Genomic DNA, 20,992 nt, shown 5'->3' on the forward strand with positions numbered 1-20,992 from the left:
GGTATCCACTTTTTCGCATCCCGCGCTAAACGCCGGGTGGGCCCATCGCAAGTCCGCCACAATGCCGTGGCCTTATCGGATCCATGATTCCCCGCCATCTGATCGTCCTGTCGCTAGCCGGCCTTGTCGGCGCTACCTCAATTGTCGGTTCCCTCGCAGCCCCTCGGCTGACCGCTGTCGCTCAATCCGTCCTGGGCTCAGGTCTGACCCAGCTGCGGCCCGACATGCCGGTCTTCGCCAGGACTGATGGCGACGGGGACATTCCCCGCGACATCGCGACGACCATCAGCCAGTTCACTCCCGCCAACGGGAAGTTGCCATTCTGCGGTCACAAGATCGGCGGCGGCGGCATCCGGTTCGAGAAGATCCTGTTCATAAGGCGGAACACCGGCCCCACCCCCTTCAGTCTTTGACCGCGCATCAGCTTTACGCTGAGGCTCACCCGTAGGCTTTCTGCATCAGCGCGCTGACCGAACCGGCGAATTTTGCCGGGTCCGCGACGCGCTCGCCATCCATGACGCGGGCGAGATCGAGGAGTAGGCCCGAAGCATCGCCGAGTTCCAACGAGGCGCCGTTCTTCTTCGCGGTCTCGGCCAGCGCCTGGATGAGCGCGTGGCCGGCATTGATTTCGAGAATGGGCGCGGTGACCTTCACATCCGTCGTGCCCTGGCGCGTGAGCAATTTCTCCAGCGTGCGATCCAGGCCCTGGTCGCTGGCGACGAGGCAAACCGGGCTGTCGGTGAGGCGCGCCGATTTGCGGACGTCGGCGACCTGGTCGCCAAGCGTCTGCTTGATGACGGCGATGAGGGCGGCGGTGGCGCCCTCATCCGTGTCCGGATTCGGCGTTTCCTTCTCGAGCGGGATGAGATCGAGATCGGCCGCCCCTTGCGTCACCGACTTGAAGGGTTTGCCGTCGAAGCCCAGCGCCATGCGAACCCAGAAGCTGTCCACCGCGTCGGTGAGCAGCAGGACCTCGATCCCGCGGGCGCGGAATCCTTCGAGCTGCGGGCTGGCCTTGGCCTTGGCCATATCCTCGGCGGTCAGATAATAAATTGCCGTCTGGTTGGTTTTCAGATCGGCGACATAGTCCTTGAGTGTCACGTTTTCGCGCTTCGTCGTGTTGAAACGCGCGATCTCGAACAGCTGATCGCGCCGCTCCATGTCTTCATAGAGGCCTTCCTTGATCACCGGGCCGAAGGCCTCCCAGATCTTGGCTGCCTTTTCGGGCTCGGCCTCGAAACACTTCTTCAGTTCGGCCAGGACCTTGTTGGTGACCGCCTTGCGGATCGCCGCTACTTGCGGGTTGTGCTGCAGCATCTCGCGCGAGATATTGAGCGGCATGTCCTCGCTGTCGATGACGCCGCGCACGAAGCGCAAGTAGGCCGGCAGCAACTCGGCGTCGCTGGTGATGAAGACACGGCGCACATAGAGCTTCTGGCGGCCGCGCCGCTCCGGATCATAGAGGTCGAAGGGCTTCTCGCCCGGCACGAAGAGCAGCACCGTATATTCGTTGCGCCCTTCCGCCTTGTAATGCAGCGTCAGCGCCGGATCGGAATAGGCTCCGGTGATATGGCCGAAGAATTCCTTGTACTGATCGGGCGTGATGTCGGCCTTGGCGCGCGTCCAGATCGCCGAGGCGGCGTTGATCTGGCGCGTCGTTTCCGGTCCCGCCGCGAGCCTTATCGGATGCGCGATATGGTCGGAATAGGCGCGCACCACTTCCTCGATCTTCCAGTCCTCGAGGAACTCGAGCGCATCCTCCTTGAGGTGGAGGACGATGGTCGTACCGCGCTGAGGCGCCTCTTCCGGCTTGACCGGCGTCACGGTGAAGGTGCCGCTGCCATCCGACGTCCAGGTGAAGGCCTCGTCCGCGCCCGCCTTGCGCGAGATCACCTCGACCTTCTGCGCCACCATGAAGGACGAATAGAAGCCGACGCCGAACTGGCCGATGAGATGGATACCGCCCTTGTCCGTATCGGCCTTGGCCTGTTCCATGAAAGCCTGGGTGCCGGACTTGGCGATGGTGCCGAGATTGTCGACGAGCTCCTCCTCGCTCATGCCGATGCCATTGTCGGCGACGGTGAGAGTCTTGGCCGTCTTGTCGGGCGTGACGGTGATGGCGAGGTCGGGCGCGCCGGCAAGGAGTTCCGGCTTGGCGATTGCCTCGTAGCGTAATTTGTCGAGGGCGTCGGCGGCGTTGGAGATGAGCTCGCGTAGGAAGACGTCGCGGTCGGAATAGACCGAATGCACCATCAGGTGCAGGAGCTTGGCGACTTCCGCCTGGAAATTGTGGGAATGTGTCTCGCCGGCTTTCGCCTTCTTCTTCTCAGCCATTTTCAGCCCTTCTGCGGATTTTCGGCAGGGATTTGGGGAAGAGCCGGCTGTCCGTCAAGTCATGACTTGGTCGGCTTCCCCAAGAACCGCTTATCACTTTTCGGGCCGATGTGCTGGCTACAGCATCGGACCGAAAAGTGATAAGCGGTTTTCGGATAATCCGATGCGCAAAACAAAGAGTTAGAGCGCCGGACCGATTCCATGTGAGCGTCCGACGCTCTAGCGGGGCTAATCGCAAAAAAGAAGCGGCCAGTGTTTCCACCGGCCGCGAACTCTCAACTACGCCTCTACTCACAGAAGGGGAGATGGTATTGGCCCGGCGGCACTTGGCTACGGGGGGCTGGGGGGCTGAGATTTCCGATGCTTCGCACCAGCCGGGCCATTGAGGCAACGATTGGAGTGTGCCCAGCCAACATGTCTCCGAAAGGGCCGGATTGCGGCGGCAATGTGAAACTTTGATTGCCGGCAGTTAAGGTAAGTTCACCGCTCCAACACGTCTGAAACTCATCGATTCCAACAAGTTGATTGAGGGCGAGCACGGCATGCTTGCCAAGCCGGTGATCCCGGTCCATCATTTGGGTTACTGAAAGGAGTCGCGGACATCAAGGTGAGCGATTTCGAGCCGATAGTTTCCTTCCGGTCGCGTGCAGCTGGCCCGCGTCCGGAACCTCGGGACACCAGCCCGCCGGTGAAGAAGACGGCCTTCGACCGGAAAGAGCTCAATATTATTCTCAATCTTTACGGATCGAAAGTCGCCGCAGGCGAATGGCGCGACTACGCGATGGATTTCGACATCCATACCGCGACCTTCTCGATCTACCGGCGCACCAGCGAGATGCCGCTCTACCGCATCGTCAAGGACATGACGCTCGCCCGCCGCCAGGGCGCCTATGCTGTCATTGCCCAGAGCGGCATGATCCTGAGGCGTGGCCATGACCTGGCGCAGGTGCTGCGCGTGCTGTTCGGCCGGCCCAAGCTCGTGACGGTGTGAGTCGTACCGGCTCTCTAACTTCGCAGCCAACAAAAAAACCCCGGATGTTTCCATCCGGGGCCGTTTCAACGTCTGGGTCAGGACTATTCGCGATTGCCGAACAGCCTGAGCATCATGAGGAACAGGTTGATGAAGTCGAGATAGAGGCTGAGCGCGCCCATGAGAATCTTCTTGCTCATGGTCTCGCCATCATCGGCCTCGAGATACATCTCCTTGATCTTCTGGGTGTCATAGGCGGTGAGGCCCGCAAAGACCAGGACGCCGACCACCGAGATCACAAACTGCAGAGCCCCGTTCGGCCAGAACAGGTTGACGAGGCTGGCGATGATGATGCCGATGAGGCCCATGAACAGGAATGAGCCCCAGCCGGTGAGGTCACGCTTGGTCGTATAGCCCCACAGGCTCAAGGCGCCGAAGGTCGCCGCCGAGATGAAGAACACCCGGGTAATGCTGCTGCCGGAATAGACGAGGCCCAAGGTCGAGAAGGCGACGCCGTTGAGGGCCGCATAGATCCAGAAGGTGAGCTGGGCCGTGGCTGCCTTCATCGCATGGATGCGGAAGGACAGGAAAAACACCAGCGCCACCGGCGCCAGGACGAACACCCACATCAGCGGCGAGGCGAACAGCATCTGACCGAAGGGGGTCAGCTGGCCGTTCTGCACCGCCAGCATAAAGGTGCCGGCCGCCACCGCGCCCGTGACCGCGAGGCCGGACGCCATGTAGTTGTAAACGCCGAGCATATAGGACCTGAGGCCCTGATCTATCTCGGCCTGTGTACCGGCGCGGGTCGGCGCCTGGTTTTGAAATCTCACATCAGCCATTTAGGTGCTCCCTCCAGGAAAAATCGTAACACGGCTCGCATATGGGGTCTCCCCACCCCACCGTCAAGACATTGAACTCTCTCACAACTTCGCGATCAGGTCCATCCTTCCGGCAAGCTCGATATCGAGCTCCGTGACACCCCCGGCGCTGTGGGTGGCGAGCACCACGTCCACTTTGTTGTAGACGTTCGACCATTCCGGATGGTGGTCCATCTTCTCCGCCTCGAGCGCCGCTCTCGCCATGAAGCCGAAGGCCTCGCTGAAGTTTTTGAACTTGAAGCTCCGGGTGATTGCCTCGCGGCCCTCGACCAGGCTCCAGCCGGGAAGGCTATTCAGGGCCTGCGTGCGTTGTTCGGGCGATAGTCTGTCACGCATGGCTAGAAGGCAGCGCCCAACGCATAGGCCTCCTCGACCGCATAAGGTCCGCCGCCGCGCGATGGTCTGGATGAAAACAGCACGAAGCGATCGACCTCGAAGAAGCGGCTGGCGAACAGGCTGTGCGCCGCGATGAAGCGATGCACGTGATCAAGCGTCGTATCGCGCAGTCGCGCCAGTGTGACATGCGGCGTGAACTTGCGCTGCTCGGGCGGAAGCCCAAGCATCTGGCAGATACGCTCATGCGTGCTCTGCAGCCGTCTGAGCTCCGGCGACTCCGCCACGCTCGCATAAAGCGAATGCGGTTTGTTGCCGCCGAATGCGCCGATGCCTTTCAGCCTCAGCGTGAAGGGCTTCGCCGACACGGCATCGAGTTCAGCCGCGATTTCACGGGCTAATCCGTCGTCTATGTCGCCGATGAAGCGCAGAGTGATGTGATAGGAGTCCCGGTCGATCCAGCGTGCGCCCCAGATGCCGCCTTTCATGAGCTCTAGCTCGAAGGCAACGTCGGTCGGGATTTCGACACCAGTAAAAAGTCGCGGCATGGCGGGCCTCCTTTCAATGCGGAGCTCGTTGGTCGCGTAAGCAGTCCTACGCTAACGCGATTCGTGCAGAAAAAAAGGGGTTATTTGGAGGAAACCTGCTTGAGCAGGTCTTCCGTGATCGGAAGGATTCGAGAGACGATCATGTCCACTCCTTTGCTGTTGGGATGGAGCCCGTCCGGCTGATTGAGCGCCGGCTCGGCGGCGACGCCGTCGAGGAAGAAGGGGTAAAAGAGCACGCCATGTTTCTGGGCGAGGCGCGGGAACAACGCGTCGAATTTGTTCCCATAGTCGGGACCGAGATTGCGCGGCGCCAGCATGCCGGCGAAGAGCACCGGCAGCTTGCGCTTCTGAAGCTCGGTGAGGATCTGATCGAGCGCCTTTTCCGTCTGCTGAGGATCTATTCCGCGCAAGGCGTCATTGGCGCCGAGCTCGAGGATGATGCCGTCAATCTTGCCGTCCAGCGCCCAGTCCAGGCGTTCGGCTCCGGCCGTGCTGGTGTCGCCGGATACCCCGGCATTGGTGATCACAATATCGTGACCGCGGGCCTTGAGTGCGGCTTCGAGCTTGGCCGGGAAGGCGTCGGCCGGATCTACACCCAAACCGGCGGTCAGGCTGTCGCCGAAAGCCAGGATACGGAGCGTTTGCGCCTGCAGCGGGGAGTAGGCGAGGATGAGGCTGAGGCAGAAGGCGAGGAACCCGAATCGCATGCCTGATTAGGTAGGAACGCCTTGTGACAACGGCAAGTCACGACCTCGTATGGACAATTCAGGCCTCTTCTCCCATCTAGGCCGGATGCCCACTCCGATCGTTTCCCTTGCAGATGTCCGCCTCACCCTTGCCAGCCGCGCCGGTCCCGTCGAGATCCTGCGCGGCATGGACCTATCCGTAGCACCCGGCGAAGCGCTGGGCATTGTCGGGCCTTCCGGTTCCGGCAAGACCACCTTGCTGATGGTGATCGCCGGGCTGGAGCGCGTGAGCTCCGGCACCATCACCGTCAACGGCACGGCGCTCGTGGGCAAGAACGAAGACGCGCTGGCCCGCTTCCGCCGTGACACGATCGGCATCGTCTTCCAGTCCTTCCATCTGATCCCGACCATGACGGCGCTCGAGAATGTCGCCGTGCCGCTCGAATTCAAGGGCGTGGCGGACGCTCTCGCATTGGCCAGGACGCATCTGGAGCGGGTAGGCTTAAGCCATCGGCTCACGCATTATCCGAGCCAGCTTTCCGGCGGCGAGCAGCAGCGCGTCGCCATCGCCCGCGCTCTGGCGTCGGGCGCCAAAATCATCCTCGCCGACGAACCGACCGGCAATCTCGATCTCGACACCGGCCAGGCCATAATGGACCTGCTCTTCACGGTGAAGCGGGAGGACGGCACGACGCTCATCCTCATTACCCATGACCCGGCTCTGGCGCAGCGCTGCGACCGGGTCGCCTCCGTGCGCGACGGGCGCATCGTGTCGGGCGCCCAGCCATGAGGCCGAAGCTCTGGCTCACCTATGCCTGGCGCGACCTGCGCTCAGGGCTCCAGGGCTTCTGGATCTTCCTCATCTGCCTGGCGCTCGGCACCGCGGCCATCGCCATCGTCGGATCGCTCGGCGCCGCCATCGATCGCGGCCTCGTCGAGCAGGGCCAGCCGCTGCTCGGCGGCGATGTCGAAGTTGCGCTCATCCACCGCGAGACGACACCGGCCGAAATGGCTTTCCTGCAGAGCAAGGGCACGGTCTCGAAAGTCGGCTCTCTGCGCGCCATGGCGCGCGGCAACGACATGACGACGCTGGTCGAGATCAAATCCATCGACGATCTCTATCCGCTCTATGGCGCACTCGCTCTCTCTCCTTCCGGCGACATCGGGAAATTCGTCGCCGATGACGGCGTCGCCGTCGATCCGATCCTGCTCGAAAGGCTCGGCCTCAAGACCGGCGATCGGCTCCGCATCGGCGACAAGGATTTCGCGATCCGTGCCACCATCACAACCGAACCCGATCGCATTTCGGATGGTCTGGCTTTGGGTCCGCGCGTTTTGATGAGCGAGGCCTCCTTGCGGGCCACCGGCCTCATCCAACCGGGCAGTCTCATCACCTGGAAATACCGCGTGAAGATGCCGGAGGGCACGAGTCTCGCCGAGGTGCGCGAGGTGGTGCGCGAGGCGCAGGAGGATCATCGCGATTCCGGCTGGCGGGTGCGCAACCGCGGCAGCGCCGCGCCGGGGGCGGATCAATATATCGAGCGGCTTTCCTATTTCATGACGCTCGTCGGCCTCACCGCCCTCATCATCGGCGGCGCCGGCATCGCCAATGCGGCGAGTGCCTTCATCAGCCGCCGCACCGAATCGATCGCCACGCTCAAATGCTTAGGAGCTACCCAGCGCCTGATCACCGGCATCTATCTGACCGAGATCCTGGCGGTGGCTGTGCTCGCCATCGCCATCGGCCTGGCATTCGGCGCCGTGGCGCCGGCCATCGCCAAGGCGACGATCGGCGATCTGATCCCGTTGCCGCTGACGGCCGGCATCGAGCCGCGCCCTCTGGCGCTCGCCGCCATCTTCGGCCTTCTCGTCACCATCGCCTTCACCATGTGGCCACTCGCCCGCACCCGCCACGTGCCGGCCTCCGCCCTCTTCCGTCATCATGTGGTGGCCTTCGGCGGCTGGCCTGGCTGGGGTGCGCTGATCACCATCGTGCTCTCCCTCGCGGCTCTGGCCGGGCTCGTCTATGCGAGCTTCGCCGATGCCCGCATCACCAGCATCTATCTGGGCGGGCTTGCCGGCAGCTTCATCGTCCTGCTGGGCCTCGCCGCCGCGATCGTCCAGCTGACCCGCAAGCTGCCGCGGCCGAAAAGCGCCATCTGGCGCTATGCGCTGTCCAATGTGCACCGCCCGGGCTCGGCCGCGATCTCGGTCATTCTCGCGCTGGGTCTCGGCCTCACCCTCTTCGTGACGCTGGCGCTCACCGACCGCACCATCTCGACCGAGCTCACATCCGGCATTCCCGACCGCGCTCCCTCCTTCTTCTTCCTCGATGTCCGCAATGACGAGAAGCAGGCCTTTCTCGATCTCGTGACGAAGCAGCCGGGCGTCACCGCCGTCGAGACGGCGCCGATGCTCCGGGGACGGATCACTAATGTGAAGGGGATAACCGTCGACAAGGTAAAGTCATCGCCCGATACCGCCTGGGCCCTGCGCGGCGATCGCGGCCTGACCTATGCGAGCGACTTGCCGCAGGGCTCGACGCTGACCGATGGGGCGTGGTGGCCCGCCGATTATCAAGGACCGCCGCTCGTCTCCTTCGTCGATGAAGTGGCCCAGGGCCTCGATCTCAAAGTCGGCGACGACATCACCGTCAATGTGCTGGGCCGCGATATCACGGCGAAGATCGCGAGCCTCAGAAAGGTGAACTGGCGCTCGCTCGACATCAACTTCCTGATGATCTTCACGCCCAACACGCTGAGCAAGGCGCCGCATCAGAACATCGTGACCGTCGAGATGTCGGGGGAGACGAGGGCCAGCTTCTCAACACCGTGTCGCGGGCATTCCCCACCGTGACCGCGATCCGCGTCAAGGACGTGGTGGCGACCGTCACCGAACTCCTGACCCAGATGCTCGCCGCCATCCGCGGCGCCAATGCGCTCACCCTCGTCACCGGCATCCTGGTGCTGGCGGGCGCGCTGAGCGCCGGTCTCGCCGGGCGGCTTTATGACGCCGTGGTGCTCAAGACTTATGGCGCGACCAGGATCGAGCTCATCCAGGCCTTCATCATCGAATACGGCATATTGGGATTGGCTTCCGCGCTTTTCGGCATCACGGTGGGAGCGCTCGCCTCCTGGTTCCTGAGCTTCTGGATCCTGGAGATGCCGTGGAGCTTCTCCTGGCTGACGGCGATCTCGACCGCGCTTCTCGCCATGGTGCTGGCGATTGCCTCGGGCCTCGCGGTCACCTGGCGGGCGCTCACCGCCAAGCCGGCGCCGATCCTCAGGGACGAGTGACATCTTTCAGGGAGCATGATCCGGAAGAGTGCCAAGTGGTTTTCCGGAAAGATCATGCGCAAAGGAAAAGCGTCATGGCGGCTCCTTCCATGGGCATTACGCTTTGGATCACGATGAGTTTGGGTTGAACCAACCCAAACTCATAAACGTGATCGATTCCTATATGTTTGCGCGGGCTTCTTGCGAAAAACCGGTATCCACTTTTTCGCATCCCGCGCTAAGCTAGAGCGGGCAGCGCTTCTTCGCCGGGCTGAAGATCACGAAGCTGAGCGCCGCCAGGATCCAGACGCCGATTCCGCCATAGAGCATGACCCAGCCGAAGCCATGGGTCAGCGCCTCATTCAGGAGGGCGTCCGGTGCGACGGGGAGTTTCTGATCCAGCGACGTCACGCTGCCCGCGGCGATGCCTCGCGCAAGCGAGCGCAATTCGATGGCATCGAGCGCGGGCGGCAGCGCGCTCTTCAAGTGAGCGAGCACGCCCTCCACCAGCACGAAGCCCATCACGGCGATATTGATGGCGAGCGCGATCAGCCTGGCGCTGGCATCGATGCCGGACGCCATGCCGGCGCGGTCGGCCGAGACCGATCCGGTGGTCGTATCGGTGACGGGCGTGCTGGTCAGGCCGATGCCGATGCCGGCCAGCAAGGCGCCCGGCAGTATGGTCAGCCAGCTGGCCTCGAGAAGGGCGCTGCCGAAGCGCATCAGCAGGAAACCCAGACCGATGGTAAACAGGCCGAGCGGAATGACGGTGCGCGCGCCATACCGATGGAGCAGATATTGCGCCACCGGTGTCATGACCAGGAACGGTACCGTGTAAGCGAGCAGCACCAGGCCGGTGACGGTGCTGTCATAGCCGAGACCGATGGTGAAATAGATCGGGAGATAGATCATAAACGGCCAGTAGCTGAAGTTCATGCCGATGCAGCCGATGATTGCGCCGGAGAAATTGCGCACTTTGAACACCGAGAAGTCGAACATCGGATGGGGATTGAGGTTCTCGGCAAAGATGAAGGCGACGAAGCTCACCGCCGCCACCGCGAGAATGGCAAGCCCTGAGAGGCTGCCGAAGCCGAGATCGGCGCCTTGCGTGATGTAGAAGGTCAGGCAGAAAACGGACGCTGTCAGCGTGTCGATGCCGAGCATATCGAGATGCTTGGCTTCGGGATCGCGCGATTCGCGCACGCCGGCCCGGGTCAGGATCAGCGTCACGGCCGCCAAAGGCACATGCACCAGGAAGACCCATTGCCAAGTCGAGAGGGCGATGATCACGCCGCCAATGACCGGCCCGAAGCCCAGGCCGATGCCGGCGACGACGCCCCAGATCGCAAAGGCCCGGCCGCGTTCCCGGCCTTCCTGGAACTGATGCGACAGGACCGCGATGGTGCAGATGAACATCGCCCCGCCGGCCATGCCTTGTGCGAACCGGGCAACGATCAGGAGGAAAGCGTTGGGCGCCACGCCACAGAGCAGCGACGTGACGGCGAAGGCAAGTGTGCTTGCGGCAAAAACGCGCCGCCGCCCGAACCGGTCGGCCAGCGTGCCGGTCGCCATCAGCACGGTTGTGCAGGCAATCGTGTAGGCGTTCATGATCCACTGCATGTCCTGGAAGTCGGCGCCGAATACCCGCTCGAGCGTCGGCAGGATCACCGGCACACTGGATATCTCCAGGCCGACCATCAGAGCCGCCAGACAGGTGGCGGCCAGCGCGATCATGTTGTTTCGGGATTGATCAAGGCTCATGCGGTGTCCCCCGGTTCGAAAGCTGCGGTGGGGGAGAGATAGTCGGACCTTGACTATATAAAAATAGGATGATTACCTATTTCAGAGATAACAAATCAGCATGAATAGAATGGTAACGCTGGATGTGGAATCGGTGCAGGCCTTCGTAATGGTGGCCGATCTGCGCAGCTTTACAAGAGCGGCCGAGACATTGGGCACCACCCAGGCAGCGATCAGCGTGAAGCTCAAGCGGCTGGAAGACCGGCTCGGCTTACGGCTCATCGAAAGGACGCCGCGCCTGGTGCGCCCCTCCGTCAGGGGGGCCGCCTTCCTGTGCGCCGCGCGCGAATTCATCGCCGCCCATGAGCGCGCCGTCGCCGGCCTGTCGGCGACGCCAAGGCGGCTCGCAGTTGGTTTCGTCGATCATGTGGCGGGCGCCGAATTCCCGACTCTGCTGGCGAGGCTGCATGCCCATGATCCTTCGCTTGTGATCGAAGTCAGGATCGACGTGTCGCGCAATCTGATCGATGCTTTCGACAAGGGCGTCCTCGATGCGGTGATCGTGCGCCGCGAGGATGACCGGCGTGACGGCGAAGTGCTGACGCAGGAGCATTTCGGCTGGTTCGCCGCGCCGGGCTTCACCTGGCCTGAAGGCACGCCCTTGCGTCTCGCGTCCTTCGCGCCGACCTGTCTGGAACGGATCATGGCGACGCGCACCCTCGATGCGGCCGGCATCGCCTGGACCGAGACATTCGTCGGCGGCGGCATACCTGCGATCGTCGCTGCCGTATCGGCCGGCCTCGCCGTGGCGCCTTTGACTTACCGCGTGGCCCCCGCGGGTATCGTCGAAGTGGGCAGGGAACTCGGTCTGCCGCTTCTGCCCTCCTCGCAGATCGTGCTTCATTCGACCCTGATCGATGCGAGGTCGCGCGCGGCCCTCAAGATTCTGGCCACTGCCTTTCGCGAACATCGGGTAGTATGAGGGGCTGACAAGGGAATAGCATGGTCGTACTCAACCGCATTTATACGCGCACCGGCGACAAGGGTGACACAGCGCTCGGCTCCGGCGAGCGCGTGCCGAAGACGCATTTGCGCATCCAGGCCTATGGCACGGTGGACGAGACGAACGCCGCGCTCGGCATCGCCCGGCTCCACACCAGGGAGGCGCAGTTCGCCCGCCTCGATGCGATGCTGGGCCGCATCCAGAACGATCTCTTCGATCTGGGCGCCGATCTCTGCGTGCCCGATACCGGCCAGGATCTGGGCTATGAGCCTTTGCGCATGACGGCGCACCAGACCGAGCGGCTCGAGGCCGAGATCGATGAGCTGAATGCCAGCCTCAAGCCCTTGCGCTCTTTCGTGCTGCCGGGCGGCCATCCTGCCGCCGCGCACTTGCATCTCTGCCGCACCGTGTGCCGGCGCGCCGAGCGGCTCATCGTCGAGCTCGCAGCCGACCCCAAAGAGGATGTGAGCGATGGCGTGCTCACCTTCGTCAATCGTCTGTCGGATTTCTTCTTCGTCGCCAGCCGCTGGGTGAACGCGCAAGGTGACGGCGACGTGCTTTGGGTCAAGGGCGCCAATCGCTGATGTTCGTTCCGCTTCATGACAATACGCCGTTGCGGGTCATCCGGTTCCAATATGTGACCGGCGCCCTCATCGTCATCAATGTCACCATGTTCCTGATCACCGGCGCCTTCACCGGTGAGCAGGCCTTGTGGGCGATGGCGACGGGCTATGGCGTCGTGCCGGTCGAACTGCTTCATGCGGTCGATACCGGCCCCTTCAACAATCCGGTGCCCGAGCCGCTCACTCTCATTACCTATGAGTTCCTGCATGGCGGCTGGATGCATCTGATATCGAACATGGCCTTCCTCTGGGTCTTCGCCGACAATGTCGAGGACGCCTTCGGTCATTTCGGCTTCCTGCTGTTCTATCTGCTGTGCGGCATCGCCGCCGGCATGCTGCACACGCTGATGCAGCCGGACTCGGCCGCGCCGCTCATCGGGGCCTCGGGCGCGGTATCGGGCGTGCTCGCCTCCTATCTGCTGCTCTATCCCAGAGCGCGTGTCTGGATCCTGCTCTTCATGCGTATCCCTTTGCCCATTTCGGCCTTCTGGGCCTTGAGCGGCTGGTTCGCGCTGCAGCTTCTGAGCATCTTCATCGCCAGCGAGGACGAGCTCCAGGTCGCCTGGTGGGCCCATATCGGCGGCTTCCTCGCCGGCCTCATCCTCACCTTCGTGTTGCGCTCGCGGCTCCTGGTCAAAACATCGTTATAGAGCCAGGCGCTTGCCGTTGGCGTCGAAGAGATGACCTTTGGCAGGGTCGAGCGCAAGCCAGATATCGGCGCCGGCCTTGTGCGCAGACTTGCCGCGCCATTCGACGGTAACGAGTTCAGTCACACCCGCAAGCTGGACATGCAGCAGCGTGCTGGTGCCGAGCTGCTCGGCGACGATCACCCGGCCCGCAATGGCGCCGGCCCGCGCGGTCGTGTGAAGCTCCACCGCATCGGGCCTCAGGCCCAGGGTCACCGCCTTGTCCGCGGCGCCGGAAACGCTTCCGATGACCGCATCCCCGAGACGCAGAGCCGTGCCGCCATTCTCCCGAGCCGTGGTGACGGCGATGAGGTTCATTCTCGGCTGGCCGAGGAAGCCGGCGACGAATTTGTTCGCCGGCGCCTCATAGAGCTCGAGCGGCGCCCCCTGCTGCTCGATACGGCCTTTGTTCAGGAGCACGATGCGGTCAGCGAGCGTCATCGCCTCGACCTGGTCATGCGTCACATAGATCATCGTCGTTTTAAGATCCTTGTGGAGGCGCGCGATCTCGACCCGCATGCGGGCGCGCAATTCAGCATCGAGATTGGAAAGCGGCTCGTCGAACAGGAAAACGTCGGGCTTGCGCACGATGGCGCGACCGATGGCGACGCGCTGGCGCTGTCCGCCCGACAGTTGCCGCGGCTTGCGCTGCAAGAGATCGCGCAGATCGAGAATATCGGCCGCCTCTTCCACCTTGCGGTCGATTTCCGCCTTGGCCGTACCGATCATCTTGAGCGCGAAGCCCATATTTTCCGCGACCGTCATATGCGGATAGAGCGCATAGGACTGGAACACCATGGCGACGCCGCGATCGGCAGCCGGCGTGTCGTTCATGACCTTGCCGCCGATGCGCAAGGTGCCGGCGCTCATATCCTCGAGCCCGGCGATCAGCCGCAACAAGGTCGACTTGCCGCAGCCGGACGGTCCGACGAAGACGACGAGCTCACGTTCTTTGATGGTGAGCGACATGTCCTTGATCACTTCGGTCTTGCCGAAGGATTTGCTCACCTGTTCGAGTTCAACCGATGCCAATCTTCCATTCCTCAGTTTTGACGGTCCTCATCCCTTGACCGAGCCGTTGAGCAGGTCCTCGACCACGAAGCGCCAGATCAGCGCCACCAGCAGCAAGGTCGGCACGATGGCGATGAAGATGCCGGTATTGAGCAGGCTCCAGGAGACGTCCGTGTTGCGCGCGAGCGCCGCCATGACGACTGAGACGGGCCGCGTCTGGGCATCACCCGACAGCACCATCGAGAACATGTATTCCGAATAAGAGAGCATGAAGGCGAAGAGGCCGGTGGCACCGATCGAAGGCAGCGCCAGCGGCACCGCGATGCGGGTGAAAGCCTGGAAGCGCGAGCAGTGATCGAGCATCGCCGCCTCGAAGAGCTCGGCCGGCATCTTGCGGAAAAACACCGAGAGGATCAGCACCGTGAAAGGCAGCGCCTTGGCGGTGTGCACCAGGATGATGCCGAGCTGCGTGCCGACGAGGCCCGCCGCCTGCAGGCTCATATAGATGGGTGTCACGAGCGCCACCGTCGGCACCAGGGGACTGAGGATCAGGAACAGGAAGCTCAGTTTCTTGCCCGGGAACGTGTAGCGCGCGAACAGGAAAGCGGCGGGGGCGCCGAGCAGGAGATTGAGGATCATCGCGGCGAAGGCGACGACGGTGCTGTTCCACAGGCTTTGCGGCACCTGCCGCGCCGCATCCGAGATCATCGCCCGGTTGGCGCCTTCGGTGAGATAGGCCGACGGCAGCTCGCCGGTGAAGACATAGCGATAGGTCTCGAAATTGATGCCCTCGTCGAAGAGGCCGGCATCGGAATTGAGAAGCACGCGGTCGGGCACCACGCTGCCGATCAGCGACAGGGCCACGGGGCCGCCGGTGAACAAAAGGATGAGGCCGGCGAAGAGGAAGGTGAGGATCGGGTTGTGCCGGCGCTTCACGGGACCTCCTCCCTGGCGAAGAGATCGGAGGGAAGGGCACGCGTGATGGCGATGATGAGCGCGCCCGAAATGAGGACGACGATGAAGGCGACGGCCGAGCCGGCGCCGAAATCATACATCGAGAAGCTCTCGCGCCAGATCTGGAAGGACAGCAGGGTCGTCGCCGTGCCGGGACCGCCGCCCGTCATGGCATAGACGAGATCGTAGCTCGTGAAGGCGGTGAGCGCGTTATAGACGAGGAGCACCACCACCATCGCCTTGATCTCGGGGAAGACGATATGGCGGAAGCGTCCATAGGGACTGCGGCAGTCGAGCTGGCCCGCTTCCAGCACTTCCGAATTGATGGCCGAGAGCGCCGCCATGATGAGCACCACGGCGAAGGGGATCTGCGTCCACACATGGGCGACGACGACCGCATAAAGTGCCAGATGGGGCGAGGTGAGCCAGGGGATCGACTCATCGATGAGGCCGAGGCTCCTGAGCAGCCCGTTGAGCACGCCGAAACTCGGATGGAACACCCAGATCCAGAGCACCGCACTGATGGCGCCGGGCAGCACCCAGGGGAGCAGCACGATCGAGCGGATGACCTGCGAACCGAAGAAGCGGCGTTGCAGGAAGAGCGCGATGGCGACGCCGAGGATCACCACCCAGGGTGCCGCGATGGCGGTGAAGAGCAGAGAGTTCTTCAACGCGTCGGCGAAATAGTCGCTCGTCACCACACGGCGGTAATTGTCGAGACCGACATAGGGCTCGGCCGGAAACAGGATCATCACCTGATGCAGACTGGTCCATAACGCCTGCGCGATCGGATAGATGGTGATGAAGGCGACCGGCAGAAGCGCCGGCAGCAGCCAGGCGATCGGATAGCGATGGATGCTCCACATGGGACGGCGGCCTGCTCGCGAAAGGACGGGGGACGGCCGGAAGGCTGTCCTCTAGATCACGATGAGTTTGGATTGGAACAATCCAAACTCATAAACGTGATCGATTCCTATATATTAGCGCGGGATTCGTACGAAAAACCGGTATCCACTTTTTCGCATCCCGCGCCCGGTAAGGCTACTGCTTGGCGAATTGATCGCGAAGCGTATTCCAGCGCTCAGCGCCATCCTTCATCGTGTCGGCGACGCTCGCTTGGCCGACCATCGCCTTGGCGAGCAGCGGGCGGAAATAGGCCGACCATACGGCGCTCCATTCCGTCCAGGTGCCGGCCTTGGCGGTCGCCACCTGCTTGCTCAAGGTCGGCACGTCGATCCACTTGCCCCACGGCTCGATGACGGCCGGATCTTCGAAGAGCGGAAGCTGGCCGAAGCCCAGGCCTTTTTCAGCCGCCCAGCGTTTCGCCACCGTATAGGGCTTGCCGGCCATGAAGTTGATGAATTTCCAGGCCGCTTCGGCGCGCTTGGGGTCGGCCGCTGTCTTGGCGGTCACCGCGTAGAATTTCGAGAAGCCGAGCGTCGAATGGGCCGAGCCCGGCATCGGCGCCAGCGCGAATTCGCCCGCCCGCGGCTGGTCGGCCTTGTTGTTCATCGCCGCCAACACGTAATTGTAGACGACGGTGAAGGCGTGCTTGCCGGTATTCATCGCCGGGATGATCTTCGATTCATGCGTCTCCGGCTGCACCAGCTCCTTGGCGAAGGCATCCGCCAGCCATTCGAGCTGCTTGTAGGCGCCGTTCTGCGGATCGCTGAACACGGCCTTCTGCTCGGCATCGAAGAGATCGGCGCCGCGGCCATAGGACTGCGCCACGAAGGCGTCGAAGAAGTTCGGCAGCTCCTGATTATACTCATAGACGATCGGGCGCTCCATGCCGGCAGCCTTCAGCTTCTCGGCCGCCGCCGTCACGTCTTCCCAGGTCTCGGGCACCTTGATGCCCGCATCGTCCAGGATCTTCTTGTTGTAAATGAACGAGATCGTGTCGGCGTAATAGGGCAGGCCGTAGAGCTTGCCCTTGTACGTCATGTCGCTGAGCGCGAAGCCGGCAATGTCCTTCTTGAGATCATCGACCGCACCTTTGGGCGCGATGTCCTCGAGCGGCGCGACGAAGCCCGCGGCGGCCCAGGCCGGCAGCCAGTCCTGGCCGCCATAGATGACGTCGGTCTGCGTGTTACCGCGGAAACGCAGGATCAGGCTGTCCTGGTAATCGGGCCATGTATAGTCCGTCACCTTCACCTTGATGCCGGGATTGGCCGCCTCGAACTGGCGGACATTGTCCTGGATCGTGTCCAGCGAATAGTTCCAGACGACGAATTCCAGTGTCAGATCTTCGGCCCAGGCGGGCTGGGCGAGCGCGGCGGTGCCGGCGATGGCCATGCCGGCAAGGAGCTTTTTGATGATTTTCATCGCATATCCCTTTCCTCTCCTGATGGTGCCGCCCTTCGGGGAACGGGGGCGGTCGCGGCCTTTTATTGTTCGTTGAGTGAGGCCAGCTCCGGTACTATAGTGACCGATTGTGATCACTTGCAACCACTTTTGACCATCCTGGCAGCCTCCTCTGGATGAACGGCCGGGAGCGGAGAAAACATCAGCCCCTATGCGTTATGAAGAGCTGAGCCAGCTTCAGGTCGACGCCCTCGATCGCGAGAAAACCGTCCTCGTCATCCCGCTCGGCTCGGTCGAGCAGCATGGCCATCACATGCCGCTCGGCACCGACACGATGCTCGCATACGCGCTCTGCCTCGCCGCGGCCGCACAAATGGAAGGCCAGGTGGTCGTCCTGCCGCCACCCTGGTACGGCTTCTCGGCCCATCACATGCGCTTTCCCGGCAGCATCACGCTCAGCCACACCACGCTGATGGCGATGGTCGAGGACATCGTCGCCTCGCTCGCCCAGCATGGCTTCGGGCGCGTGCTGCTCATCAACGGCCATGGCGGCAATGGCGGCGTCGTGGACGTGCTGGCCGCGGTCCTGGGCAAGCGGCATTATGGCCGGATGCGCATCGCCGGCCTCACCTATTTCGCCCTTGCGGCGCCGGCGATCGCGCGGCTGCGCCGCTCGCGCGAGGGCGGCATGGGCCATGCCTGCGAATTCGAGACTTCCATGATCATGCATCTCCGCCCTGATCTGGTGGCGGCCGACAGGGCGCAGATCACCTATCCGGATCCTGGCTCGGCATATCTCAGCACCGATCTTCTGAAGGGATCGGCGGTCAAGACCTATCTCGATTTCAAGGATCTCTCGCCGCATGGGACATTGGGCGACCCGTCTCTGGCAAATCCGGAGATGGGCGCCGAGTTCTTCGCCGCGGTCGTGGCCGAGCTTGTCCGCTTCATGGAGGATTTTGCCAGATGGCCGATAACAGCGGAAAACCGGACATGAGCGAGGCGACAGCTCCGACCCGTCCACCGGCGAACATCGCCACCAATGACCGCGCCACGCCCTCGCTCGTCTATCGCGCCCTTCTGCGCAGCATCAAGTCCGGCCTGATGGTGCCGGGCGCCAAATTGCCCAACCAGTACGAGCTCGCCCAGCAGCTCAACACCAGCCGCACGGCGGTGCGAAGCGCGCTCGCCATGATGGAGCGCCAGGGCCTGGTGCGCCGCCAGGTGGGCAGCGGCACCTATCTGACCGATGACGCCGACGATGTCTTCGAGCGCATGGACCAGACGGCGGCCGATGAACATGAGGACGTACCGTCCTTCGCCGAGATCATCGAGGGCCGCCTTCTGTTCGAGCCGGCGATGATGCGGCTGGTGGTGAGCCGCGTCGATGACGCCGAGATCGCCGAAATGCGCGCCATCCTGGCCGACATATTGGAGGCGCCGGTCTGGCGGGAGTTCAAGGAGCGCATCTATGCCTTGCACCGCCAGATCTTTGCCAGCACCAAGAACAAATTCATGATCCAGATCATGAACAGCATCCTCGACGACCGCCGCGCCGTCCAGTTCGACGGGCGCGACACCGACAAGCCGGCGCCCGATGCGGTGCGCCGGCAGACGCACAAGGACCTCGAGCTGATCGTCGACGCCATTGCCGAACGCGACGGCAAGCGCGCCGAGGAGCTCGTCTCGGACCACCTGATGCGCACCCTCGCCACCATCAATATCTGGCAGTGACAGTGGCTGACAGGGTCCCACGGCTCATCGCGCTTATGACCATTTGTCATGTAGGCGACAGGAGCAGCCGGAATCACCGGTCGTAGCGTCGCAGACGGCATGGTTTTGCCGGTATCGGCGTTGACTCCACGGGGTGTGATCTCTAGTTTCGCGCCCGATTTGTGCGCCGCCACATAAGGGCGGCAACCCCATGAGGAGTGCCCATGAAGGTCCTGGTCGCGGTCAAGCGCGTCGTTGATTACAACGTGAAAATTCGCGTCAAAGCGGACGGCTCGGGTGTCGAGCTCGCCAATGTGAAGATGTCGATGAACCCCTTCGACGAAATCGGCGTCGAAGAAGCGGTGCGTCTCAAGGAAGCCGGCAAGGCGACAGAGATCGTCGCCATCTCGGTGGGACCGACCCAGGCTCAGGAGACCATCCGCACCGCGCTCGCCATGGGCGCCGACCGCGGCATCCTCGTGAAGAGTGACGACTATGTCGAACCGCTCGGCATTGCCAAGATCCTGAAAGGTGTCATCGAGGCCGAGAAACCGGATCTCGTCATTCTCGGCAAGCAGGCGATCGACGACGACTGCAACCAGACCGGTCAGATGCTGTCCGCTCTCCTCGGCTGGGCCCAGGCGACCTTCGCCTCCAAGCTCGAGATCGATGGCGCGGAAGCGACCGTGACGCGCGAGATCGACGGCGGCCTGCAGACCATCAAGGTCAAGATGCCGCTGATCATGACCACCGACCTGCGCCTCAACCAGCCGCGTTATGCTTCGCTCCCCAACATCATGAAGGCGAAGAAGAAGCCGCTCGAGGAGAAGACCCCGGCCGATTACGGCGCCGATGTCGCGCCGCGCCTCAAGGTCCTCAACACCGCCGAGCCGCCGAAGCGCCAGGCCGGCGTCAAGGTGAAGTCGGTGCCCGAACTCGTATCGAAGCTCAAGGAAGCGGGAGTGATCTGAGATGGCTGTTCTTCTCATCGCCGAGCACGACAATGCTCATCTCAAGGACGCGACCCACAAGGCGCTCACCGCCGCCGCCAAGCTCGGCGGCGACGTGCATGTGCTCGTCGCCGGCAACAATGCCGACGCCGCCGCGGCCCATGCCGCGAAGCTTGAAGGCGTCGCCAAGGTTCTGCATGTCGACGCGCCGCAATTCGAGCGCCCGCTGGCCGAGCCGATGGCCGCCCTCATCGTGGCGCTCTCCGGTCCCTATGACCACATCGTGGCGCCCGCCACCACCAACGGCAAGAACTACATGCCGCGCGCCGCGGCCCTTCTCGATGTCATGCAGATCTCCGACATCTCGGAAGTGAAGTCACCCGACACCTTCGTGCGGCTCATCTATGCCGGCAACGCCGTGCAGACGGTGCAGTCCAACGACAAGAAGAAGCTTATTACCGTGCGCACGGCTGCCTTCCCGGCGACGGGCGAAGGCGGTTCCGCTACGGTCGAGAAGACGCAAGGTCCCGCCGATCCAGGCCTCTCCTCCTATCAGGGCGAGAATCTGTCGAAGACGGACCGGCCCGAGCTCACCTCGGCCAAGATCATCGTCTCCGGCGGCCGCGGCATGCAGAATGGCGAGAACTTCCATATGCTCGACAAGGTGGCCGATAAGCTCGGCGCCGCGGTGGGCGCCTCGCGCGCCGCCGTCGATGCGGGCTTCGTGCCGAACGACTATCAGGTCGGCCAGACCGGCAAGGTCGTCGCCCCCGATCTCTATATCGCGGTCGGCATTTCCGGCGCCATCCAGCATCTCGCCGGCATGAAGGACTCGAAGGTGATCGTCGCCATCAACAAGGACGAGGAGGCGCCGATCTTCCAGGTCGCCGATTACGGCCTCGTCGCCGATCTCTTCCAGGCGGTGCCCGAGCTCGAAGCCGAGCTCGGCAAGCTGGGGAAGTAAGGCCACACAAGTCGCGA

General features: G+C 62.9%; 22 protein-coding genes. 12 read left to right on the top strand and 10 right to left on the bottom strand.

The features are described 5' to 3' along the window. Positions 1 to 83 precede the first annotated feature (83 nt). Positions 84 to 413: a hypothetical protein gene (locus tag G5V57_RS10550; protein WP_165167456.1), complete on the top strand. Its 330-nt coding sequence runs from the start codon at positions 84 to 86 to the stop codon at positions 411 to 413. 25 nt (positions 414 to 438) lie between these two features. On the opposite strand, the gene htpG is transcribed toward G5V57_RS10550, so the two are convergent. Continuing rightward, positions 439 to 2,334 carry a molecular chaperone HtpG gene (htpG, locus tag G5V57_RS10555; protein ID WP_165167457.1) on the bottom strand — a complete coding sequence of 632 codons (1,896 nt, stop codon included), beginning with the start codon at positions 2,332 to 2,334 and terminating at the stop codon, positions 439 to 441. 688 nt (positions 2,335 to 3,022) lie between these two features. On the opposite strand from htpG, the gene G5V57_RS10560 reads away from it, so the two are divergent. Continuing rightward, a complete protein-coding gene (locus G5V57_RS10560) occupies positions 3,023 to 3,325 on the top strand; it encodes a DUF2794 domain-containing protein (RefSeq protein ID WP_371744765.1) in 303 nt (100 codons plus the stop codon). Between the two features lie 83 nt (positions 3,326 to 3,408). Here G5V57_RS10560 and G5V57_RS10565 read toward each other — a convergent pair whose 3' ends face one another. From G5V57_RS10565 to G5V57_RS10580, 4 genes are all read right to left on the bottom strand, one after another. Continuing rightward, positions 3,409 to 4,146 (bottom strand): Bax inhibitor-1/YccA family protein, encoded by a 738-nt coding sequence (locus tag G5V57_RS10565; protein WP_165167458.1) that lies wholly within the window; start codon positions 4,144 to 4,146, stop codon positions 3,409 to 3,411. 81 nt (positions 4,147 to 4,227) lie between these two features. Then, a complete protein-coding gene (locus G5V57_RS10570; RefSeq protein ID WP_165167459.1) occupies positions 4,228 to 4,521 on the bottom strand; it encodes a 4a-hydroxytetrahydrobiopterin dehydratase in 294 nt (97 codons plus the stop codon). Between the two features lie 2 nt (positions 4,522 to 4,523). Then, a complete protein-coding gene (gene thpR / locus G5V57_RS10575) occupies positions 4,524 to 5,066 on the bottom strand; it encodes an RNA 2',3'-cyclic phosphodiesterase (RefSeq protein ID WP_165167460.1) in 543 nt (180 codons plus the stop codon). Positions 5,067 to 5,146: 80 nt separating this feature from the next. Next, positions 5,147 to 5,773: an arylesterase gene (locus G5V57_RS10580; RefSeq protein WP_165167461.1), complete on the bottom strand. Its 627-nt coding sequence runs from the start codon at positions 5,771 to 5,773 to the stop codon at positions 5,147 to 5,149. Positions 5,774 to 5,858: 85 nt separating this feature from the next. Between G5V57_RS10580 and G5V57_RS10585 the strand changes: the two genes are divergently transcribed. The 3 genes from G5V57_RS10585 to G5V57_RS10595 are packed head-to-tail and all read left to right on the top strand — an operon-like array spanning position 5,859 to position 9,048. Then, on the top strand, positions 5,859 to 6,542 hold the full coding sequence (locus G5V57_RS10585; protein WP_165167462.1) for an ABC transporter ATP-binding protein: 684 nt from the start codon (positions 5,859 to 5,861) through the stop codon (positions 6,540 to 6,542). Next, entirely contained in the window at positions 6,539 to 8,608 is a 2,070-nt protein-coding gene (locus G5V57_RS10590) for an ABC transporter permease (protein WP_165167463.1), read from the top strand. Before G5V57_RS10585 ends, G5V57_RS10590 begins: the two co-directional genes overlap by 4 nt. Further along, positions 8,605 to 9,048, top strand: coding sequence for an FtsX-like permease family protein (locus tag G5V57_RS10595; RefSeq protein WP_165167464.1), 444 nt, complete (start codon positions 8,605 to 8,607; stop codon positions 9,046 to 9,048). Before G5V57_RS10590 ends, G5V57_RS10595 begins: the two co-directional genes overlap by 4 nt. 222 nt (positions 9,049 to 9,270) lie before the next feature. Here G5V57_RS10595 and G5V57_RS10600 read toward each other — a convergent pair whose 3' ends face one another. Next, positions 9,271 to 10,788 (bottom strand): MFS transporter, encoded by a 1,518-nt coding sequence (locus G5V57_RS10600; RefSeq protein ID WP_165167465.1) that lies wholly within the window; start codon positions 10,786 to 10,788, stop codon positions 9,271 to 9,273. A 109-nt stretch (positions 10,789 to 10,897) separates the two neighbouring features. Here G5V57_RS10600 and G5V57_RS10605 point away from each other — a divergent pair, with 109 nt between their 5' ends. The 3 genes from G5V57_RS10605 to G5V57_RS10615 are packed head-to-tail and all read left to right on the top strand — an operon-like array spanning position 10,898 to position 13,043. Then, positions 10,898 to 11,749, top strand: coding sequence for a LysR family transcriptional regulator (locus G5V57_RS10605; protein ID WP_206530302.1), 852 nt, complete (start codon positions 10,898 to 10,900; stop codon positions 11,747 to 11,749). Between the two features lie 20 nt (positions 11,750 to 11,769). Then, positions 11,770 to 12,354: a cob(I)yrinic acid a,c-diamide adenosyltransferase gene (locus G5V57_RS10610; RefSeq protein ID WP_165167467.1), complete on the top strand. Its 585-nt coding sequence runs from the start codon at positions 11,770 to 11,772 to the stop codon at positions 12,352 to 12,354. Further along, a complete protein-coding gene (locus tag G5V57_RS10615; protein ID WP_165167468.1) occupies positions 12,354 to 13,043 on the top strand; it encodes a rhomboid family intramembrane serine protease in 690 nt (229 codons plus the stop codon). Before G5V57_RS10610 ends, G5V57_RS10615 begins: the two co-directional genes overlap by 1 nt. Here the strand turns inward: G5V57_RS10615 and G5V57_RS10620 are convergent. From G5V57_RS10620 to G5V57_RS10635, 4 genes are all read right to left on the bottom strand, one after another. Continuing rightward, positions 13,038 to 14,111 (bottom strand): ABC transporter ATP-binding protein, encoded by a 1,074-nt coding sequence (locus G5V57_RS10620; RefSeq protein WP_165167469.1) that lies wholly within the window; start codon positions 14,109 to 14,111, stop codon positions 13,038 to 13,040. The genes G5V57_RS10615 and G5V57_RS10620 overlap by 6 nt on opposite strands. A gap of 27 nt (positions 14,112 to 14,138) precedes the next feature. Continuing rightward, entirely contained in the window at positions 14,139 to 15,026 is an 888-nt protein-coding gene (locus tag G5V57_RS10625; protein WP_165167470.1) for a carbohydrate ABC transporter permease, read from the bottom strand. Then, positions 15,023 to 15,910: a carbohydrate ABC transporter permease gene (locus tag G5V57_RS10630; protein WP_165167471.1), complete on the bottom strand. Its 888-nt coding sequence runs from the start codon at positions 15,908 to 15,910 to the stop codon at positions 15,023 to 15,025. Before G5V57_RS10630 ends, G5V57_RS10625 begins: the two co-directional genes overlap by 4 nt. A 175-nt stretch (positions 15,911 to 16,085) precedes the next feature. Beyond that, complete coding sequence (locus tag G5V57_RS10635) at positions 16,086 to 17,369, bottom strand: ABC transporter substrate-binding protein (protein ID WP_165167472.1); 1,284 nt, start codon at positions 17,367 to 17,369, stop codon at positions 16,086 to 16,088. A gap of 190 nt (positions 17,370 to 17,559) precedes the next feature. Here G5V57_RS10635 and G5V57_RS10640 point away from each other — a divergent pair, with 190 nt between their 5' ends. The 4 genes from G5V57_RS10640 (at position 17,560) to G5V57_RS10655 (ending at position 20,975) form a co-directional block, all read left to right on the top strand. Further along, positions 17,560 to 18,345 carry a creatininase family protein gene (locus tag G5V57_RS10640; RefSeq protein WP_165167473.1) on the top strand — a complete coding sequence of 262 codons (786 nt, stop codon included), beginning with the start codon at positions 17,560 to 17,562 and terminating at the stop codon, positions 18,343 to 18,345. Next, the gene (locus G5V57_RS10645; RefSeq protein WP_165167474.1) at positions 18,315 to 19,082 is read left to right on the top strand and encodes a FadR/GntR family transcriptional regulator; all 768 of its coding nucleotides are present in this window, start codon (positions 18,315 to 18,317) and stop codon (positions 19,080 to 19,082) included. Before G5V57_RS10640 ends, G5V57_RS10645 begins: the two co-directional genes overlap by 31 nt. Positions 19,083 to 19,285: 203 nt before the next feature. Further along, positions 19,286 to 20,032, top strand: a complete 747-nt coding sequence (locus G5V57_RS10650) for an electron transfer flavoprotein subunit beta/FixA family protein (protein WP_165167475.1) — start codon at positions 19,286 to 19,288, stop codon at positions 20,030 to 20,032. A 1-nt stretch (position 20,033) separates the two neighbouring features. After that, positions 20,034 to 20,975 carry an electron transfer flavoprotein subunit alpha/FixB family protein gene (locus tag G5V57_RS10655; RefSeq protein ID WP_165167476.1) on the top strand — a complete coding sequence of 314 codons (942 nt, stop codon included), beginning with the start codon at positions 20,034 to 20,036 and terminating at the stop codon, positions 20,973 to 20,975. The last annotated feature ends 17 nt before the right edge of the window (positions 20,976 to 20,992 follow it).

Origin of the sequence: Nordella sp. HKS 07 (assembly GCF_011046735.1) — a bacterium.
Taxonomy (GTDB): domain Bacteria; phylum Pseudomonadota; class Alphaproteobacteria; order Rhizobiales; family Aestuariivirgaceae; genus Taklimakanibacter.

What these genes read in the sequence shown, in the direction of transcription:
- G5V57_RS10550 (WP_165167456.1), top strand. Translation starts at nt 84, where the DNA reads ATGATTCCCCGCCATCTGATCGTCCTGTCGCTAGCCGGCCTTGTCGGC.
- G5V57_RS10615 (WP_165167468.1), top strand. Translation starts at nt 12,354, where the DNA reads ATGTTCGTTCCGCTTCATGACAATACGCCGTTGCGGGTCATCCGGTTC.
- G5V57_RS10650 (WP_165167475.1), top strand. Translation starts at nt 19,286, where the DNA reads ATGAAGGTCCTGGTCGCGGTCAAGCGCGTCGTTGATTACAACGTGAAA.
- thpR (WP_165167460.1), bottom strand. Translation starts at nt 5,066, where the DNA reads ATGCCGCGACTTTTTACTGGTGTCGAAATCCCGACCGACGTTGCCTTC.
- G5V57_RS10565 (WP_165167458.1), bottom strand. Translation starts at nt 4,146, where the DNA reads ATGGCTGATGTGAGATTTCAAAACCAGGCGCCGACCCGCGCCGGTACA.
- G5V57_RS10585 (WP_165167462.1), top strand. Translation starts at nt 5,859, where the DNA reads ATGCCCACTCCGATCGTTTCCCTTGCAGATGTCCGCCTCACCCTTGCC.
- G5V57_RS10635 (WP_165167472.1), bottom strand. Translation starts at nt 17,369, where the DNA reads ATGAAAATCATCAAAAAGCTCCTTGCCGGCATGGCCATCGCCGGCACC.
- G5V57_RS10605 (WP_206530302.1), top strand. Translation starts at nt 10,898, where the DNA reads ATGGTAACGCTGGATGTGGAATCGGTGCAGGCCTTCGTAATGGTGGCC.
- G5V57_RS10640 (WP_165167473.1), top strand. Translation starts at nt 17,560, where the DNA reads ATGCGTTATGAAGAGCTGAGCCAGCTTCAGGTCGACGCCCTCGATCGC.
- G5V57_RS10590 (WP_165167463.1), top strand. Translation starts at nt 6,539, where the DNA reads ATGAGGCCGAAGCTCTGGCTCACCTATGCCTGGCGCGACCTGCGCTCA.
- G5V57_RS10630 (WP_165167471.1), bottom strand. Translation starts at nt 15,910, where the DNA reads ATGTGGAGCATCCATCGCTATCCGATCGCCTGGCTGCTGCCGGCGCTT.
- G5V57_RS10570 (WP_165167459.1), bottom strand. Translation starts at nt 4,521, where the DNA reads ATGCGTGACAGACTATCGCCCGAACAACGCACGCAGGCCCTGAATAGC.
- htpG (WP_165167457.1), bottom strand. Translation starts at nt 2,334, where the DNA reads ATGGCTGAGAAGAAGAAGGCGAAAGCCGGCGAGACACATTCCCACAAT.
- G5V57_RS10600 (WP_165167465.1), bottom strand. Translation starts at nt 10,788, where the DNA reads ATGAGCCTTGATCAATCCCGAAACAACATGATCGCGCTGGCCGCCACC.
- G5V57_RS10655 (WP_165167476.1), top strand. Translation starts at nt 20,034, where the DNA reads ATGGCTGTTCTTCTCATCGCCGAGCACGACAATGCTCATCTCAAGGAC.
- G5V57_RS10610 (WP_165167467.1), top strand. Translation starts at nt 11,770, where the DNA reads ATGGTCGTACTCAACCGCATTTATACGCGCACCGGCGACAAGGGTGAC.
- G5V57_RS10645 (WP_165167474.1), top strand. Translation starts at nt 18,315, where the DNA reads ATGGCCGATAACAGCGGAAAACCGGACATGAGCGAGGCGACAGCTCCG.
- G5V57_RS10580 (WP_165167461.1), bottom strand. Translation starts at nt 5,773, where the DNA reads ATGCGATTCGGGTTCCTCGCCTTCTGCCTCAGCCTCATCCTCGCCTAC.